Below are 16,431 nucleotides of genomic sequence, written 5' to 3'. Positions count from 1 at the left end.
ACCTTTCAATTAATGGAGTGACAGTTTAAGGATGATAGGAATGTCGAAGTGGAAGCTTAGTTTTGTATCTGCGGTTTTTATGTTTTCTCCAAGTTTGTGGGCGGACACTAACGCGGTGGATATTTTGGATTACGACCATATTTATGCCACGGCGCATTCGGGCAGTTTAAATGAAGATGCAGGCAGTAATAATAATGCCTCGTCGTATGGATTAGGCGTCAGTTACGCGATGACGGATGATTGGTTGTTGCTGGGAGACTACAGCGCACGTTTCATTCACCCTGATGACACCACAACTCGAATTGATACGCTGATGCCAGGTGTTGGTTACCGTTACAGCATTAAGAAAGATTTAGATATAGTGGCTTACTACCTGCTTGGTATCACTAAAGGTAAGGTTGAAGATAATGATACCAACCGAACTGAATCTTCAGACACTGAGTTCATCCAAGGGGTAAAAGCTGAGCTTAACTATGGCTTTGCGAAACGTTGGATAGCTAACGGCAGTGTGCAAGTGAATCGAAGTGACCTGTTTGATGAAGAGATCTATCACTTAGGTTTACGCTATCTAGTGACCAACAAGTTTGCGATTGGTGGGTCATACCAACATCGAGACGGTGAAGGTAAGATTCGCAGTGAACGAACCAATGAGCTGGGCGTGGAGTTTTTCTTAGAGTATTAACTTACAAAGCATCTAAACCTGAAAGTCGAGACACAAAAAAGCCAGCTTAATTGCTGGCTTTTGCATATCTATTGGTCTGCAAGTGCAGATTTCACTTTACGATTAAAGAACCGCAGCGATACCTTTACATAGAGGACCCATGTTTGACTTAGTCATACCAGCAACACTGATACGGCCAGAACCAACAATGTAGATTGCGAATTCGTCTTTTAGGCGAGTTACTTGCTCTTTGCTTAGACCAGAGAAAGAGAACATGCCGTTTTGACGTTCGATGAATGTGAAGTCTGCATCAACACCTTCAGATTTCAGTGTTGTTACGAATAGTTCACGCATCTCTTGGATACGGTCACGCATTTCTGCTACTTCTGCTTCCCATTCAGCACGTAGGTCAGCATCACCAAGGATGTGAGTAACGACAGCACTGCCGTGTGCTGGTGGGTTAGAGTAGATCGAGCGGATAATGCTCTTAACTTGAGAGAATGCTGTTGTTGCTACGTCTGCTGATTCTGCAACCAGAGTGAATGCGCCAACACGCTCGTTGTACAAGCCGAAGTTCTTAGAGAACGAGCTAGCAACAAGGATCTCTTTGTTGTATTGAGCAAAAATACGTAGGCCAGCAGCATCTTCTTCAACGCCTTTTGCAAAACCTTGGTAAGCAAAATCGAATAGAGGAAGCAGTTTCTTCTCAGCAACCAGTTTAGCAAGAACTTCCCACTCTTCAGTTGTTGGGTCGATACCTGTTGGGTTGTGACAGCAGCCGTGAAGAAGAACGATATCGCCTTCAGAAGCTTTCTCTAGGTCAGCAACCATGCCAGCGAAGTCTTTGTCTTTAGTTTCAGCGTTGTAGTAGCTGTATTGAGCAGTTTCGATACCTGCAGCAGCGAAAACACCGTTGTGGTTAGCCCAAGTTGGGTTACTGATCCAGATTTTCACATCACCCAGTTGGCGCTTGATGAATTCACCCGCTACGCGAAGTGCACCTGTACCACCTGGAGCTTGTGCTGTTTTAGCGCGCTGAGATGCTACGATCTCTGCGTCTGAACCGAAAAGAAGTTTCTGAACCGCTAGACCGTATTCAGCCGTACCTTCAATCGTTAGGTAAGATTTGGTTTTTTCGTTTTCAAGAAGTGCAGCTTCTGCTTTCTTTACTGTTTTAAGTACAGGCGTTTGACCATCTTCATTTTTGTAGATGCCAACACCAAGGTTGATTTTCTCTGCACGAGAGTCTTTTTTAAACTCTTCAGTAAGGCCGAGGATAGGATCGGCGGGAGCAGCTAACACTTTTTCAAACATAATCTTCATCCATGTCAATTGAGAGGGGATAGTATCTATGGGTAGTTATACCTGTATGGAATTTTTAAGACAATACGAAGTGAACAGAAAGGCTAAAAAAAATCCATTTCAATCAGATTTATTGACTAAAGAGGGTATTTGATAACAAAACACCCTACGGATTAACCTATAGGGTGCAAGAAGTTAGTGGTTTTTGAATCGATTACGCTGGTTGAGTAATAAAGCTTTCGCGCTCGAGTTCACTTGCGATATTTTTGCCATCTTTGTAGGTCGCGGCAATTGAAACAAACGCTTGTTCAACCGCTAGAAAGGCGTCGACAACTTGCGGATCAAAATGCGTCCCATTGCTCTCTAAGATGATTTGTTTAGCTTGTTCATGAGTAAAGGCTGGTTTGTAGACTCGCTTCGAGATGAGCGCATCATAAACATCGGCCAATGCCATCAAACGACCCGATAGAGGAATATCTTCCCCCGACAACTGATTAGGGTAACCGCTGCCATTCCATTTCTCGTGGTGAGTCAGAGATATCTCCTTTGCAACTCTTAAGAAAGAGCTACTTCCCAGCTGCTTTTCTGCAATAGATAACGCTTCAGCACCAATCGCGGGGTGACCTTTCATTATCTCAAACTCTTCGTCCGTCAATTTACCCGGTTTCAATAACACGCTATCAGGCACACCGACTTTGCCCACGTCGTGCAAAGGTGCAGATTTGTAAAGCAACTCGATGTAGTTTGGTGTTAACAAGCTTGAGTGGGTTTCTGATTTGCTGAGCTCTTGTGCGAGTACTTTGACGTACTCTTGAGTTCTGAGGATATGAGCGCCCGTTTCATTGTCTCGAGATTCAGCCAATGCCGATAAGCTCACAATGGCCACGTCACGTGTGGTTTTGACTTCGTTTTGCGCGGTTTCAAGGCTATCAAGCATGGTATTGGTCATAGATGCCATTGAGCCAAGCTCGTTGTAGCCGAAAATAGGTAAGCGAACGCCTTGCTCGCCATTGGTGACTTTGTTTAATGCGTGCTCTTGGCTTAAGAGAATGCGCTTAATTAGCTTGCTCCAAAGCGTCATGATGGTAATCGCGTAGCCACCCAGTACCACAGCCAAATAAATGAACTCTTTGATCACGCTGATCTTGCCGGTGCCATCCAATAAGCGGTCAGGGTTGTGTTCTAGCCAGAAGATGTCTTTAACGGCAATCATCGTCAACATAGTCGTCAGTGTTACCAGAAGCACGATAACCAAGCCTATCATCTGCTTGACCAGTGAACTTCTTTCACCAACCAGTTGGAAGTCGAATTGCCCAGTCGTCTCCATTTTATCCATTTGGCTGAGCTTGGCGTTCAATTGAAGAATGGTTCCGGTAAAGAAGCCGAATAGACTCATGCCAAACAGCACCTTCAAATTGCTATCTATGGTGAATTCATAGCTTAAGTTGTAGTAGAGCGCGAAAGGCACACTTGCAGCAAAAAATAGCAGGGTATCGAGTTGCGCGAATCGGCCTTGCTTGACCAAGGTATGTTGCGCCAATAGGTAACGACGCGCGAGCCATAATAAGACAAATACAATACTGACTTGTGTGAAAATCTCTAACGTCGTTAAGCTCTCGAGCATAGGACACACCCGACTGCCATAGGTGCCAAACAGCACGCCAGCAATGACGTATAACTTAGTCGTTAGCGATTGATTGTAATTTGAAGTATCCATCGATAAGCCTTTGTTCTCATTCTTATTAGATTCACGCATTCATTGATTCACGACTTTAGAATTGCGAATGATTAGCATAACTGGCGTGAATACGACCGGAAATTCTATCGATAGCTTTCGTGGATTGATACAAGAAACTGGTTTGTGTTAGAGATTTGTTAGCTAGGTGGGGGTTATTGCAGCATTTTTATGAAGATACTTGAATAGCCTCGGTCGAGGTTCGAGGCTATTCAGTCTGTGTACTGGGTTAGAATCGCGAGTGATTGAGTTCGCTATCTACTTTAACCCGTTACTTTTTGAGATTGATTTCAGCTTCGATTGAGCCGGTTTCAATCTCAGGGTGAGACGCTAGTTTGTCTGCAGCCCATTGGTTGATGTGTTTCAGAATAGCAGACACCGCGTGTTTTTCCGTTGGTGCTTGGTCTTGTTCGACATCGATCTTTTGCTTTGGATGTGAGCCTGTCGCATCTTCAGCAATATGGAGCCAATCTGGGTGCCAGTAATATGGCTGACCGCTCGGTGTTGTCCAACTGTGAACACCGTTTGACTCTCCTTTATAACTTAATTGGTCTGCTTCTATTTTTTTCATTGTTATCTCGCATGTTTTTGGGTTACATCAAATTATTGAGGTAGAAAGCCAACTTAGCTCCTACCTTGGGTACAAACTTAGCAAAGCTTACAAAGTTATCTGTGAACTAATTCACACTATTGTGGAAATTAGGTGTGATCATATGGATAGCAGCAATAGTTGTTGGCGTAAGTGATAAAATCACCGGCTCACAGAATTTCTCTAGGTAGTACAATTAGATGGCGCGTTATGAAGAGCTTGCAAAGGATATTCGAACTCAGATAGCTAACAATACGTGGCGATCCGGAGAGAAGATCCCTTCGGTACGCATGAGTTGTCGAAATTACAACGTCAGCAACAGTACTGTCTTACAAGCCTACCAGTTGCTAGAAAGCGAAGGGTGGATCATTGCTAAACCTCAGTCGGGCTACTTTGTTGCGCCAAGGCTGGACGGCGTTGATTACACACAGCCGCTTGTTAGTGAAAAGAAAGCCATTAATGACCGCTTATTTGATTTCTTGAAGTCGAGTTCAGCCGAAGGTGTGATTCCTTTCGGCTCTGCATTCCCAGATCCCGACCTGTTCCCGTTACCTACCTTGACTCGAAACCTTGCCAGCGCGGGTAGGAAAATGACTGGCGCGAGTGTGATCAATAATTTGCCACCGGGCAGTGAGTCCTTGAGAAGACAAATCGCGCAGCGTTATCTGCAGCAAGGGATTACAGTTAATCATCAAGACATCGTGATTACGTCGGGTGCTATGGAAGCGCTCAACTTGAGCCTGCAAACGGTCACTAAGTCGGGTGATAACGTCGTGATAGAGTCTCCCGCCTTTTATGGTGCTCTACAGGCCGTTGAGAGGCTCGGGCTGAACCCTATCGAAGTAGACGTTTGCCCAACCAATGGGTTGAATATAGAGCAGTTTGAAAACGCACTACAAAACCAAGATGTTAAAGCGTGTTGGCTGATGACTACTTTTCAAAACCCAACGGGAACCAGTTTGTCGGAACAGTCAAAGCGCCGTGTGGTAGAGATTGCAGAACAGCATGGAACCTACATTATTGAAGATGACGTGTATGGCGATCTTTATTATGAAGGGCACAAGCCGAAGCCATTAAAGGCTTTCGATAAGACCGATTCCGTCTTGCTTTGTGGGTCGTATTCAAAAAGCTTGTGTCCCGGTTATCGAGTAGGGTGGGTTGTGAACACGCGTTTTAACGATGCGATTCAAAAGTTACAGCTTCTTTCTACGTTATCGAGCAGTGCTCCCGTTCAACTTGGTGTCGCCCATTTCTTAACACATGAAAGCTACGACAATCACCTTCGTAAACTGCGTAAAAACCTTGTCGTCAGGAAAGAGCGATTTATCGATGTCATTAAGCAGTACTTTCCGCATTCAATCGAGATTGAAGAGCCGGCTGGTGGCTACTTGATATGGATTCGCTTTTCTGAAAAATTCGACAGCCAACAGTTTCATCAACTGGCTATCGAGCAAGGTATTAGCGTCGCATCTGGCGATCTGTTTAGTGAGCAGGGCAGAGTGGATAACGCGATACGATTGAACTTCTCTTATGAACTGACAGAAGAGAAAGAACAGGCTCTCATCTGGCTTGGCAAACTGGCACATCAACTTACGCACTCGTAAAACCTTAAGTCCCTCATAAAAAAGACAATCATTCCAACTGTACGGGTTGTTTGTGGGGTAACTGTACGCCTAATTGGCCAAAGAGTTGTGATTCAATAACGGTAGACCAAATATTGGAGATACCGTTATGTTGAAAATGACTATGGGAAATGAAGTTAAGCTGATTATTGTCGCGATTGTGTGTGCGCTTCTGCTTATTCTCGGCCACGTACTGCTGGCAAAAGCATTCGCTGATATGGCGTGGGCGGAATACACCACTGCCGCGATCCCATTCGTTATGATGGCAATCTGCGGTTTCGCAATAAAATACGCTATCGACCAAGACGTGGATTAGCTTTTGAATAACGAGTCCAGATGGTAGTACGCAGAAACAGCCGTCGTCTCGTTTTATTCTGAACATAAAAAAACCTCCGCAAGTGCGGAGGTTTTTATTTGTTCTTAACTTTTAATATCGAATAGGTTTCGAATTAGAAGTTTGCAGAGCGTGGTGTACGTGGGAATGGAATCACGTCACGAACGTTGCCCATACCTGTTACGTAAGATACTAGACGCTCGAAACCAAGACCGAAACCAGCGTGTGGCACTGTGCCATATTTACGTAGGTCGCGGTACCAGCTCATGTGCTCAGGGTCGATACCCATAGCAATCATACGCTCGTCTAGAATGTCTAGACGCTCTTCACGTTGTGCACCACCGATGATTTCACCGATGCCTGGTGCAAGTACGTCCATTGCTGCAACTGTTTTGCCGTCGTCGTTTAAGCGCATGTAGAAAGCTTTGATGTCTTTCGGGTAGTTCTTAACGATAACAGGAGCTTTAAAGTGCTCTTCAGCTAGGTAACGCTCATGCTCAGAAGACATGTCGATGCCCCACTCAACGTCAAACTCAAATTTCTTACCAGAGTCTAGTAGGATTTGGATTGCGTCAGTGTAGTCAACTTGTGCGAAGTCAGCGTCAACGAATTGCTCTAGACGAGTAATTGCTTGCTTGTCGATGCGAGAAGCGAAGAACTCAAGGTCGTCGCGGCGCTCTTCAAGAACAGCAGCGAAAACGTACTTAAGCATGTCTTCAGCCAGTTTCGCTACATCGTTAAGGTCTGCAAACGCAACTTCAGGCTCTACCATCCAGAACTCAGCTAGGTGGCGGCTTGTGTTTGAGTTTTCAGCACGGAACGTAGGACCGAACGTGTAAACCTTGCTTAGTGCACAAGCGTAAGCTTCAGCATTAAGTTGGCCAGATACTGTTAGGAACGTCTCTTTACCGAAGAAATCTTCGTTGAAGTCTACGTCGCCTTTTTCAGTGCGTGGTAGGTTTTCCATGTCTAGCGTAGAAACACGGAACATTTCACCAGCGCCTTCTGCATCAGATGCAGTGATAAGCGGAGCAGAAGTCCAGAAGAAGCCTTGCTCGTGGTAGAAACGGTGAATCGCTTGAGATAGACAGTTACGTACACGTGCTACTGCGCCAATCACGTTTGTACGTGGACGTAGGTGAGCAACTTCACGAAGGTATTCGATAGAGTGACGTGTCTTAGCCATTGGGTAAGTGTCAGCATCTTCAACCCAACCCACAACTTTAACGCCAGTTGCTGCTAGTTCGAAGTCTTGACCTTTCGCAGGAGACTCAACAATCTTACCCGTTACTTCAACAGAGCAGCCAGTTGTTAGCTTTAATACTTCGTCTTCGTAATTATTAAGATTATTAGGAACCACGGCCTGAATCGGGTCGAAACAAGAGCCGTCATAAATGGCAAGGAAAGAGATTCCAGCTTTGGAATCACGACGTGAACGGATCCAGCCGCGAACAGTTACTTCACTGTCTACCGCTAGCTTGCCGCCAAGTACGTCTGTTACAGGCGCGTAAGTCATGTTGATTTCATTCTCCATTGAGGGACAAATTCAACTCAAAGTCTCTGGCATTGCTGCAAATAAACATACATTTGCACAATAATTAGCCGAAACATCAAGTTGTATAAACTTTTTAAATCGATTGAACATATTACCTGTCATACCGACAGCTTCAACCTTTATTCTTGCTTGGTGAAAGAAATATTGTGTCTACTGACGATAAATAGGTTTGAGGGTGTGTTTTTTGTTCAATCTTAGCGTCTGCCTTACCTTTGACCCTATGTGAGCTGTTGAACGAGCATGGCGTAATCGAAACCTTTGTTTTCAATAATGGGAGTGTGATTGTGTTGAGACTCACTCTATATTGGCGCGGATTCAGTCATTTTCGACTTGATCACCTTCTTATTTCCCCAATAAAGCAACAAGAGGAGTTTAATATCTACGTGTTAATTACGCCGCCTTAACCCCTGTATTCTCTCTACACCCGCACTTTTCGAGCGCTCGCTCATTCAAGAAAAACAGTCGATCAAATTATGTCTCAACAAGGCAGGACTGGCTGTACAAGTAAAAGAGAATTACATGCTTAATTATTTAAAAAAACACTGGTTATCAAACGTTAAAGGAGATTCATTATCTGGGATTGTGGTTGCACTCGCATTGATCCCCGAAGCCATCGCATTTTCAATTATTGCAGGCGTTGACCCTAAAGTAGGGCTCTATGCCTCGTTCTGTATTTGTGTCGTCACTGCTTTGGTTGGCAGTCGTCCGGGAATGATCTCTGGTGCAACAGGCGCTATGGCGCTATTAATGGTCACCTTAGTGAGAGAGCACGGATTAGAATATCTACTCGCCGCTTCGTTTCTAGCTGGCGTCATTCAAATCGCGGCTGGATACCTAAAGCTTGGTAATCTGATGAATTTCGTTTCCAAATCGGTGATTACTGGATTTGTTAACGCGCTCGCCATTCTAATTTTCATGGCCCAACTTCCTGAATTAATCAACGTCCCATCAAGCGTTTACGTGTTAGTCGTTTTGGGTTTGGCGATCATTTATCTGCTTCCTTATTTTCCCAAGTTTGGTCGCGCAATACCTTCTCCACTGGTTGCGATTGTTACCCTGACAATCATTAGTTTGCTGTTCGGCTTAGATGTGAGAACGATTGGCGATATGGGCAAGCTTCCTGATTCACTGCCTGTGTTCTTGATTCCTAATATTCCATTCACGTTTGATACGCTTGCGACCATCCTGCCATATTCGATTGCTCTATCTCTGGTTGGCTTGTTGGAATCCTTGATGACAGCGACCATAGTCGATGATCTGACAGATACTGAAAGTAACAAAAACAATGAGTGTAAAGGGCAGGGAGTAGCGAACATCGTTGCCTCATTATTTGGTGGAATGGCGGGCTGCGCAATGATCGGTCAGTCGATCATTAACATCAAATCAGGTGGCTTAACCCGATTATCCAGCATGATCGCTGGGGTGGTTTTGTTGTTAATGGTGGTGTTTGTTTCTGATTGGTTGAAGCTGATACCGATGGCGGCTTTAGTGTCTGTGATGATCATGGTTTCAATCGGCACATTCTCATGGCGTTCTATTGTTGAGCTTAAAGATCACACACTGCCAACCAATGTAACCATGCTAGCAACCGTGGCGGTGGTGGTGTTTACTCATAACTTAGCAATAGGTGTTGCGGTTGGCGTGGTGCTGTCGGCTCTGTTTTATGCACATGCCAGCAAATCCATGGTGTTTATATCCGATGAAGTTGTGACAAACGAAATGCACACCATTCACCGAGTAAAAGGCCATGTCTTCTTTGCTTCGTCAGATGCGTTTGTCGACTTATTTGATTATGACAACGCGACCTCTTTAGTGACCATCGATATATCGGATGCGTCATTCTTAGATAATACCTCGGTCGAGGCGCTTGATAAGGTTGTGTTCAAGTTCCGTAAAAAAGGGGCTTACGTTGAAGTGTCAGGAATGGATAGCGTGAGTGCGAACCTGATAGTCAAACACGCGATGTATCACAAGCATAAAGACTTAACCGCGGTTTCCATTACGCACTAATCTTGATTTAAGGTACTTTTAAAGCCTTAAAGCCTTAAAGCCTTAAAGCCTGAACTAGACATTGTTATGAAGATAAAGCGCTCATTGTTGAGCGCTTTTTTGTTGTAGGCGATTTATGACTTCTTCTTTGTACTCGACAAAGTAAACTGATTAATCAGTGACTCAAGGTGATCAGACAGTTCTTCTAAGTCATTGCTGATGTTGCGAGTTTCAGCCGCAGATTGCGATGTGTTGTTGGCGTGAGAGGTGATGGTTTCAACCTTTTGTTGAACATCTTGAGTCGCTTGTGTGGTGGATTGTGTTTGCTGCTGAATATTCTGTGCGTGAGCCAAGACTTGTTTCATCTCTTCGACCACACCATTCATTTCAATTGAAAGTGCGTCGATATCGGTTGAGCTTTGATGGGCTTGTTCGCAAACGCGATCGGCAGAAGTTAGCGACTCTTCACTGCCTTGCTGGAATTGATGAATGATTGACTCAATGCTGCCTGTTGCTTCTGCGGTTCGCGATGCAAGGTGGCGAACTTCATCTGCCACTACCGCAAACCCACGACCTTGTTCTCCCGCACGAGCTGCTTCAATCGCTGCATTCAAGGCCAGAAGATTGGTTTGGTCAGCAATGCCACGAATCACACTCAATATTGAAGAGACCTCTCCGGTTTGCTCATTGAGTGTCAGTATTTTGTGTTTCACTTCTTCTATGCTACTGACTAGGTTTTTTATCTCACTGCTTGCGTCGTGTGCTTGGTTGGCACTCTTACACGCCACATCGGCGGTGTGGTTGATAAGCTCTGAAGCCGTTAAAGTCGCTTGTTCTACATTGACTTGCTGTGCCTGTATCCCTTCGACATTGTGTTGCACTTCAGCGGTTTCGCTTTGCTGGTCGCTGGCAGCTTGCTCGGTAATTTGCGCGACGCTAGTCAGTTGGTTAGCCGAGGCATTCAACTTGTGCGAGGTGCTTTGTACCTTTTCTAAGCTGTCAGATACGGTTCCCATGAACGAGTTGATGGAGTTAGCCAGCGTGCCAATCTCATCCTTGCTTTGTTCCGGCAGGCGAGTGGATAGGTTTTTATCGTTGCTGACTTGGGTCATAAAGCGAGAGGTCTGTTGCAGCGGGCGTACGATAATCTTACGAATTAATCCCATCGTAAGCACGAATCCGGCAAACGATATCACCGCCATAATGCCAATAGCAGCCATGGTTTGAGTGTTGATCAGCGAGTTAACATAGTTGAGGTTATATTCGAGGCGAATTGCACCCAAGACTTCACCTTCTGGTGCCATATGACAGGCGACACAATTGGTTCCTCGGTAATCTTCACTCGACTTCATTGGCAGAGCAATAACCAAGCCTTTGCCCCAATCAGCAGAAAAAGGTTCGATAACGGTTTCGCCCGCTAGCGCTCGTTTATCAATATCGTCAACCGGTGTTTGGTTGTCATTACCTGGGCCGTATAACTTGCTGACAGCGTCGGCACGCAAAACACGAACGTCTTCGATGCCTTCTTGAGCCAGTGCTTTCTGACGAAGGGTCTCTTTCTGTGCCATGGTGCCGGTGAGCATCATCATGTTGAGGCTATCGAAGTAGTTACTTGCTTTGTCGTGTAGCTGTTCACTCAACACCGAGTTAACCAGTTGTTTTTGCTGCGAGTATTGGAAATAGGTCGATATTGCCAGCAAAAAAGTGAACACGATGGCGAGGGCCACCAGGATTTTGAAGGTGATTGTTGAGCGCATAAGGTGGTTGTTTTTATTAATTATAATGACGCAAATACTGTACTAGTAAGAATCCCTACCACCTATGGGGTATAACGAATTGTGTGACCACACTCCGGTTGTGGTTATGTTTCTGTGATGTAGCGAGTTTGTGTTGTATCTGATGTTGAAATGGAACGCGCTTCAAGCTCGTCACTGTTCTTAAAACATAGTGTTGTTGAAACATACAGCTGTTATTGAAACAGACTGCTGTTTTGGGAATAGAGTGCTGTGATTGGATTGATAATTAGAAGAGTCTTGGTTGTTGATTAGCTCGATGTATTTGTCCGCTTGTCTTTTATCAATAAAGACTATTGTTTTAGACGTCTTAGTGGTTAATTTATATCCAAATGGCTGTTTTGTTCAATTTAATAGCAAAAATTGTGGTTATAGCGTTGTGTTTCGAGGCTCATTCGATAAGATGAAAAGACCTCTATGATAGAGGTAGGGCAGCAACGGATACGCTGCTTCAAATACTATGGAATGTGACTTATTGGACACATACATGAAATTCAAGATTACATCACCGATTATTGAACCTACGGAAGGTTCACCACATCAGTTAATGCTTACTCACGCTTCTCGTTTTACCTCTTTTAAGACAAGCTCCCCTTTGAACGCCCTGTTCGACAACGTCTCTGCACGCTTCTTTACCGCTTATCGCTCCTATTGTTATTCGTTTTATAACTTTATTTCTATCTGAACTCCTTTGTCATCCGCTCGATGAACGAAGACTCACATCTATAAAAACTAAACAAATAAGTTAAAAACAATGAATATTAAAATGATGGGTAGCTCCCTAATTATCGCTGGTACCGCTCTCGGTGCTGGTATGCTTGCGATCCCAATGGTATTAGCTCAATTCGGATTGCTTTACGGCACACTGCTTATGGTACTGATCTGTTTCGGTACGACTTACGCAGCATTACTACTTCTAGAAGCGACCATCAAAGCGGGTGGCGGTCTAGGATTAAACTCTATTGCCCGAAAAACCTTGGGTAAACAAGGTCAGTTGCTTACCAACGGCTTGCTATACGCGTTGTTGATTTGCCTATTAATGGCTTACATTCTGGGCGCAGGTGACTTGCTGAGTAAGTTACTGTCTAACTTTGGCGTTGAAATCAGCGCGACTACCAGCCAAACCGTGTTTACCTTGCTTGCTGGTGCTGTAGTCGCAAGTGGTACTGGTGTGATTGATAAGCTCAACCGAGCATTGTTCTTCGTGATGCTTGCTAGCTTGTTTGCAACCATGGCTTTCTTGGCGCCGAGCATGACTCAAGAAAACTTGATGCAGGTAACCAGCCATGACCACGTTGATCTAATCAAAACCAGTGCCATCCTGTTTACGAGCTTTGGCTTTATGGTTGTGATTCCAACCTTGGTTTCTTACAACCACGAAGCGACAGACAAACAGCTGCGTAACATGGTGATTATCGGTTCTCTGATCCCATTAGTGTGTTACTTGTGTTGGTTGTTTGCGGTAGTGGGTAACTTGAGTGAAGAGCAATTTAGAAGCTTTGAGAACGTATCAGATTTGATGGCGGCGTTTGAGGCTCAGTCTCCTTGGGTGGGTAACGTTCTGTCTACCTTCACGGGCTTGGCGTTGTTGACTTCTTTCTTTGGTGTGGCGATGGCGTTGTTCAACCAGAACAAAGACATGTTCAACCAAAATACGGCAGTAACGTACTGTATTAGCTTTATCTTGCCGTTGGCGGGTTCACTGCTTGCTGCAGACAAGTTCCTACAAGTACTGAACTACGCTGGCATCATCTTGGTGTTCCTAGCGGTGTTTGTTCCTCTGGTGATGGTTCACAAGCAGCGCTTCATGAAAGTTGCTGATGATAGATACCGAGCAGAAGGTGGCAGCGCAATGATGTTGTTCTCACTGCTGTTTGGTTGCTTCCTGCTTATCTCACAAGTGATCTAGTTCTTTGGTCCATTATCTACGAGCATCTTAGAGATAAGTGGCCGGAATTTAGATACAAAAAAAGGAACGCATCGGCGTTCCTTTTTATTATTTGCTCGTTACCAAGCAAGCTGTGTAAGAGGCTATTAGCAAACTAATGCTAATTAACAAACCACCTTAACAGCCAAACCACCTTGAGATGTCTCACGGTATTTAGCGTTCATGTCTTTACCGGTTTCTAGCATTGTTTCGATAACTTTATCTAGAGAAACAGTAGGAGCAGAAGAGCGACGAAGTGCCATACGAGTCGAGTTGATTGCTTTAACTGCAGCAATACCGTTGCGCTCGATACATGGTACTTGTACTTGGCCAGCAACTGGGTCACACGTTAGACCTAGGTTGTGCTCCATGCCGATTTCTGCAGCCATACATACTTGCTCAGGGCTACCACCCATAAGCTCAGCAAGACCAGCCGCAGCCATAGAACATGCCACACCAACTTCACCCTGACAGCCAACTTCAGCACCAGAGATAGAAGCGTTACGCTTGTAAAGACCACCGATCGCGCCAGAAGCAGCGAAGTAACGGATGTAGTCTTTCTCTGTCACTGTTTGGATGAACTTATCGTAGTAAGCCAGTACAGCAGGGATGATGCCACATGCGCCGTTTGTTGGTGCCGTTACTACACGACCGCCAGCTGCGTTTTCTTCGTTTACTGCGAAAGCAAACATGTTTACCCAGTCAACAACTGTCATTGGATCATTGGTTGTTTTTTCTGAAGTAATCAGCTGTTGGCGAAGTGCTGCTGCACGACGAGGTACACGCAGTGGACCAGGCAGGATACCTTCAGTATTCATACCGCGATCCATACACTCACGCATCGTTTTCCAGATGTTAGCGAAGTAAGTGCGAGACTCTTCGTCTGAGTGAAATGCTGCTTGGTTTTTCATAACCAGTGTACTGATAGAAAGACCGCTTTCTTTACACTGATTAACCAGCTCTTCAGCTGTTGTGAATTCGTAAGGTGCTTTGATTGGGTTTTCTTCTTCTTTGCCGAAGTTCTCTTCGTCAACGATGAAACCGCCACCAATTGAGTAGTACGTTTTTGAGTATGCAACTTCGTCACCAACCCACGCATGAATACTCATGCCGTTCTCGTGTAGAGAAAGGTTGCTAGTGTGGAAGTTCATACCGCCATCGCGTGGGAACGATACTGTATGACAGTGCATGCCAACAGGAAGGCGCTCAGTTTCTTCTACGCGAGCAATGAAGCCAGCAATAGAATCGATATCAACACGCTCAGGAGTATTGCCAGCAAGACCCATGATGATTGCGATATCTGTGTGGTGACCTTTCCCTGTCAGTGATAGTGATCCATATACGTCCACGGTGATTTTAGTGATGTCGCGCAATTTTCCCATTGAACGTAGGTCATCAATAAATTCTTTACCCGCTTTCATTGGTCCAACTGTGTGTGAGCTCGATGGACCAACACCGATTTTATAGATATCAAATACACTAATCATAGCGATTACCTCAAAAAGAGAGCCTCCCAAGGGGAGTAGGGAGGCTCATTTATTATCATTATATTTTTTGTCTAATCTCGCGATATAAGATGGATGTCATCTTATAAAAAGGGCTTGAGATTAAAGAGCGCCGTAGATTACAGAACTAATAGCCGCTAGACCACATAAAGCTGTAAAGATTTGTACAGGTGCTGAAGTTTTATACTTAGCCATAGCTGGTACTTTCTGCATCGCGAATACAGGCATTAGGAACAGGATAGCTGCAATCATTGGAGCACCCATTGTTTCAATCATACCTAGGATGCTTGGGTTAACTACCGCAACAATCCAAGTTGTAACAACGATGAACGCTAGAGATGCTTTTTCAATCTTAGAGATTGAAGAACCAGAGCGAGACTTGATTAGACCAACAAGACCTTCGTGAGCACCTAGGAAGTGACCGAAGTAGCTAGAAGTAATCGCTGCGAACGCTACAAGAGGACCCATGTAAGAGATAAGTGGAGACTCGTGAACGTTAGCTAGGTAAGAAAGTACCGAGATGTTTTGCGCTTGTGCTGTTGCTAGTTGCTCTGGAGATAGAGAAAGTACTACAGAGAATACGAAGAACATTACAAAACCCATCAGCATCATTGCTGCGCCACCAGTGATTGCGTCAGTTTTCTTAACTGCGTCTTCACCGTATACACGACGTTGCTCTTTAGAGAACTGTGAAATGATTGGGCTGTGGTTGAAAGAGAACACGATGATTGGAATAGCAAGCCAGATAATAGAAGGCATTGTTGACCATTCTGGGCTTACGTCCATCATTGAAGTGTTCCAATCAGGAACTAGGTAAAAAGATAGCGCTAGTAGGATGAATACTAGTGGGTAAACCATTGCTGAAGTTGCTTTAAGCATCAGCTCTTTACCGAATACAACACCTGCTGTCATAGCAAGGATAAGTGCACCAGAAAGAAGAGGACGTGGAATAGATTCCATACCCATTTGGTTTACTAGGAAAGAATCAACCGTGTTTGTGATACCAACACCGTAGATAAGAACGATCGGATAGATAGCGAAGAAGTAAGCAAAAGTAATAATGTTTGCGCCAGTCTTACCGAAGTGCTCTTCAACTGTGTCTGTAATGTCAGCTTCAGGGTTTTTAGCAGACAGTACGAAACGAGCTAGAGATTTGTGTGCGAACCAAGTCATTGGTGCCGCAATTAGAGCTAGGATAACTAATGGCCAAAAACCACCCGCACCAGCTTTGATTGGAAGGAATAGTACGCCAGCACCAACTGCTGTACCGAATAGTGATAAACACCAGGTAAAATCTTTATAGTTAAACTTGCTTGAATCTTTAACGGCATTTGCCGAAGAAGTTGTTGTGTTCATGTTAAATTACTCATTTTTTGGGAACAGGAAATAAGTCGGGGCTAATTCTGCAGAATTTTCGTC

At 44.6% G+C, this 16,431-nt stretch carries 13 protein-coding genes; 6 read left to right on the top strand and 7 right to left on the bottom strand.

Going from position 1 to position 16,431, the window contains the following annotated elements; genetic code table 11:
• Positions 1-40 precede the first annotated feature (40 nt).
• Entirely contained in the window at positions 41-682 is a 642-nt protein-coding gene (locus MSG36_RS12850; RefSeq protein ID WP_029405474.1) for an outer membrane beta-barrel protein, read from the top strand.
• A 102-nt stretch (positions 683-784) separates the two neighbouring features.
• Here the strand turns inward: MSG36_RS12850 and MSG36_RS12845 are convergent, their stop codons facing one another.
• The 3 genes from MSG36_RS12845 to MSG36_RS12835 all read right to left on the bottom strand — a co-directional run bounded on the left by MSG36_RS12845 (position 785) and on the right by MSG36_RS12835 (position 4,269).
• Positions 785-1,975 (bottom strand): amino acid aminotransferase, encoded by a 1,191-nt coding sequence (locus MSG36_RS12845; protein WP_019822582.1) that lies wholly within the window; start codon positions 1,973-1,975, stop codon positions 785-787.
• Positions 1,976-2,177: 202 nt separating this feature from the next.
• Positions 2,178-3,719, bottom strand: coding sequence for an HD domain-containing phosphohydrolase (locus MSG36_RS12840; RefSeq protein ID WP_248368199.1), 1,542 nt, complete (start codon positions 3,717-3,719; stop codon positions 2,178-2,180).
• 250 nt (positions 3,720-3,969) lie between these two features.
• The gene (locus MSG36_RS12835; protein ID WP_017060414.1) at positions 3,970-4,269 is read right to left on the bottom strand and encodes a hypothetical protein; all 300 of its coding nucleotides are present in this window, start codon (positions 4,267-4,269) and stop codon (positions 3,970-3,972) included.
• 218 nt (positions 4,270-4,487) lie between these two features.
• Here MSG36_RS12835 and MSG36_RS12830 point away from each other — a divergent pair, with 218 nt between their 5' ends.
• A complete protein-coding gene (locus tag MSG36_RS12830) occupies positions 4,488-5,891 on the top strand; it encodes a PLP-dependent aminotransferase family protein (RefSeq protein ID WP_248368198.1) in 1,404 nt (467 codons plus the stop codon).
• Between the two features lie 127 nt (positions 5,892-6,018).
• On the top strand, positions 6,019-6,225 hold the full coding sequence (locus MSG36_RS12825) for a hypothetical protein (RefSeq protein WP_102394299.1): 207 nt from the start codon (positions 6,019-6,021) through the stop codon (positions 6,223-6,225).
• A gap of 133 nt (positions 6,226-6,358) precedes the next feature.
• Here MSG36_RS12825 and asnS read toward each other — a convergent pair whose 3' ends face one another.
• Positions 6,359-7,759 (bottom strand): asparagine--tRNA ligase, encoded by a 1,401-nt coding sequence (gene asnS / locus MSG36_RS12820; RefSeq protein ID WP_248368197.1) that lies wholly within the window; start codon positions 7,757-7,759, stop codon positions 6,359-6,361.
• A gap of 558 nt (positions 7,760-8,317) precedes the next feature.
• Between asnS and MSG36_RS12815 the strand changes: the two genes are divergently transcribed.
• Positions 8,318-9,808: a SulP family inorganic anion transporter gene (locus MSG36_RS12815; RefSeq protein WP_050634570.1), complete on the top strand. Its 1,491-nt coding sequence runs from the start codon at positions 8,318-8,320 to the stop codon at positions 9,806-9,808.
• Positions 9,809-9,921: 113 nt separating this feature from the next.
• On the opposite strand, the gene MSG36_RS12810 is transcribed toward MSG36_RS12815, so the two are convergent.
• Positions 9,922-11,544 carry a methyl-accepting chemotaxis protein gene (locus tag MSG36_RS12810; protein ID WP_248368196.1) on the bottom strand — a complete coding sequence of 541 codons (1,623 nt, stop codon included), beginning with the start codon at positions 11,542-11,544 and terminating at the stop codon, positions 9,922-9,924.
• 523 nt (positions 11,545-12,067) lie between these two features.
• Here MSG36_RS12810 and MSG36_RS12805 point away from each other — a divergent pair.
• Together MSG36_RS12805 and MSG36_RS12800 are read left to right on the top strand one after the other, a co-directional pair.
• Entirely contained in the window at positions 12,068-12,265 is a 198-nt protein-coding gene (locus tag MSG36_RS12805; RefSeq protein WP_048611631.1) for a hypothetical protein, read from the top strand.
• 81 nt (positions 12,266-12,346) lie between these two features.
• A complete protein-coding gene (locus tag MSG36_RS12800; RefSeq protein WP_248368352.1) occupies positions 12,347-13,489 on the top strand; it encodes an aromatic amino acid transport family protein in 1,143 nt (380 codons plus the stop codon).
• A 143-nt stretch (positions 13,490-13,632) separates the two neighbouring features.
• Here MSG36_RS12800 and MSG36_RS12795 read toward each other — a convergent pair whose 3' ends face one another.
• Complete coding sequence (locus MSG36_RS12795) at positions 13,633-14,994, bottom strand: L-serine ammonia-lyase (protein WP_048609201.1); 1,362 nt, start codon at positions 14,992-14,994, stop codon at positions 13,633-13,635.
• A gap of 120 nt (positions 14,995-15,114) precedes the next feature.
• On the bottom strand, positions 15,115-16,368 hold the full coding sequence (locus MSG36_RS12790; RefSeq protein WP_052878186.1) for an aromatic amino acid transport family protein: 1,254 nt from the start codon (positions 16,366-16,368) through the stop codon (positions 15,115-15,117).
• Positions 16,369-16,431: the final 63 nt, after the last annotated feature.

The organism is Vibrio sp. 1CM8B (genome assembly GCF_023161685.1).
In the GTDB taxonomy this organism is placed as follows: Bacteria; Pseudomonadota; Gammaproteobacteria; order Enterobacterales; family Vibrionaceae; genus Vibrio; species Vibrio coralliirubri.
The sequence above is the reverse complement of the archived record's forward strand: the minus strand, read 5'-3'. Positions and strand labels throughout refer to the sequence as shown.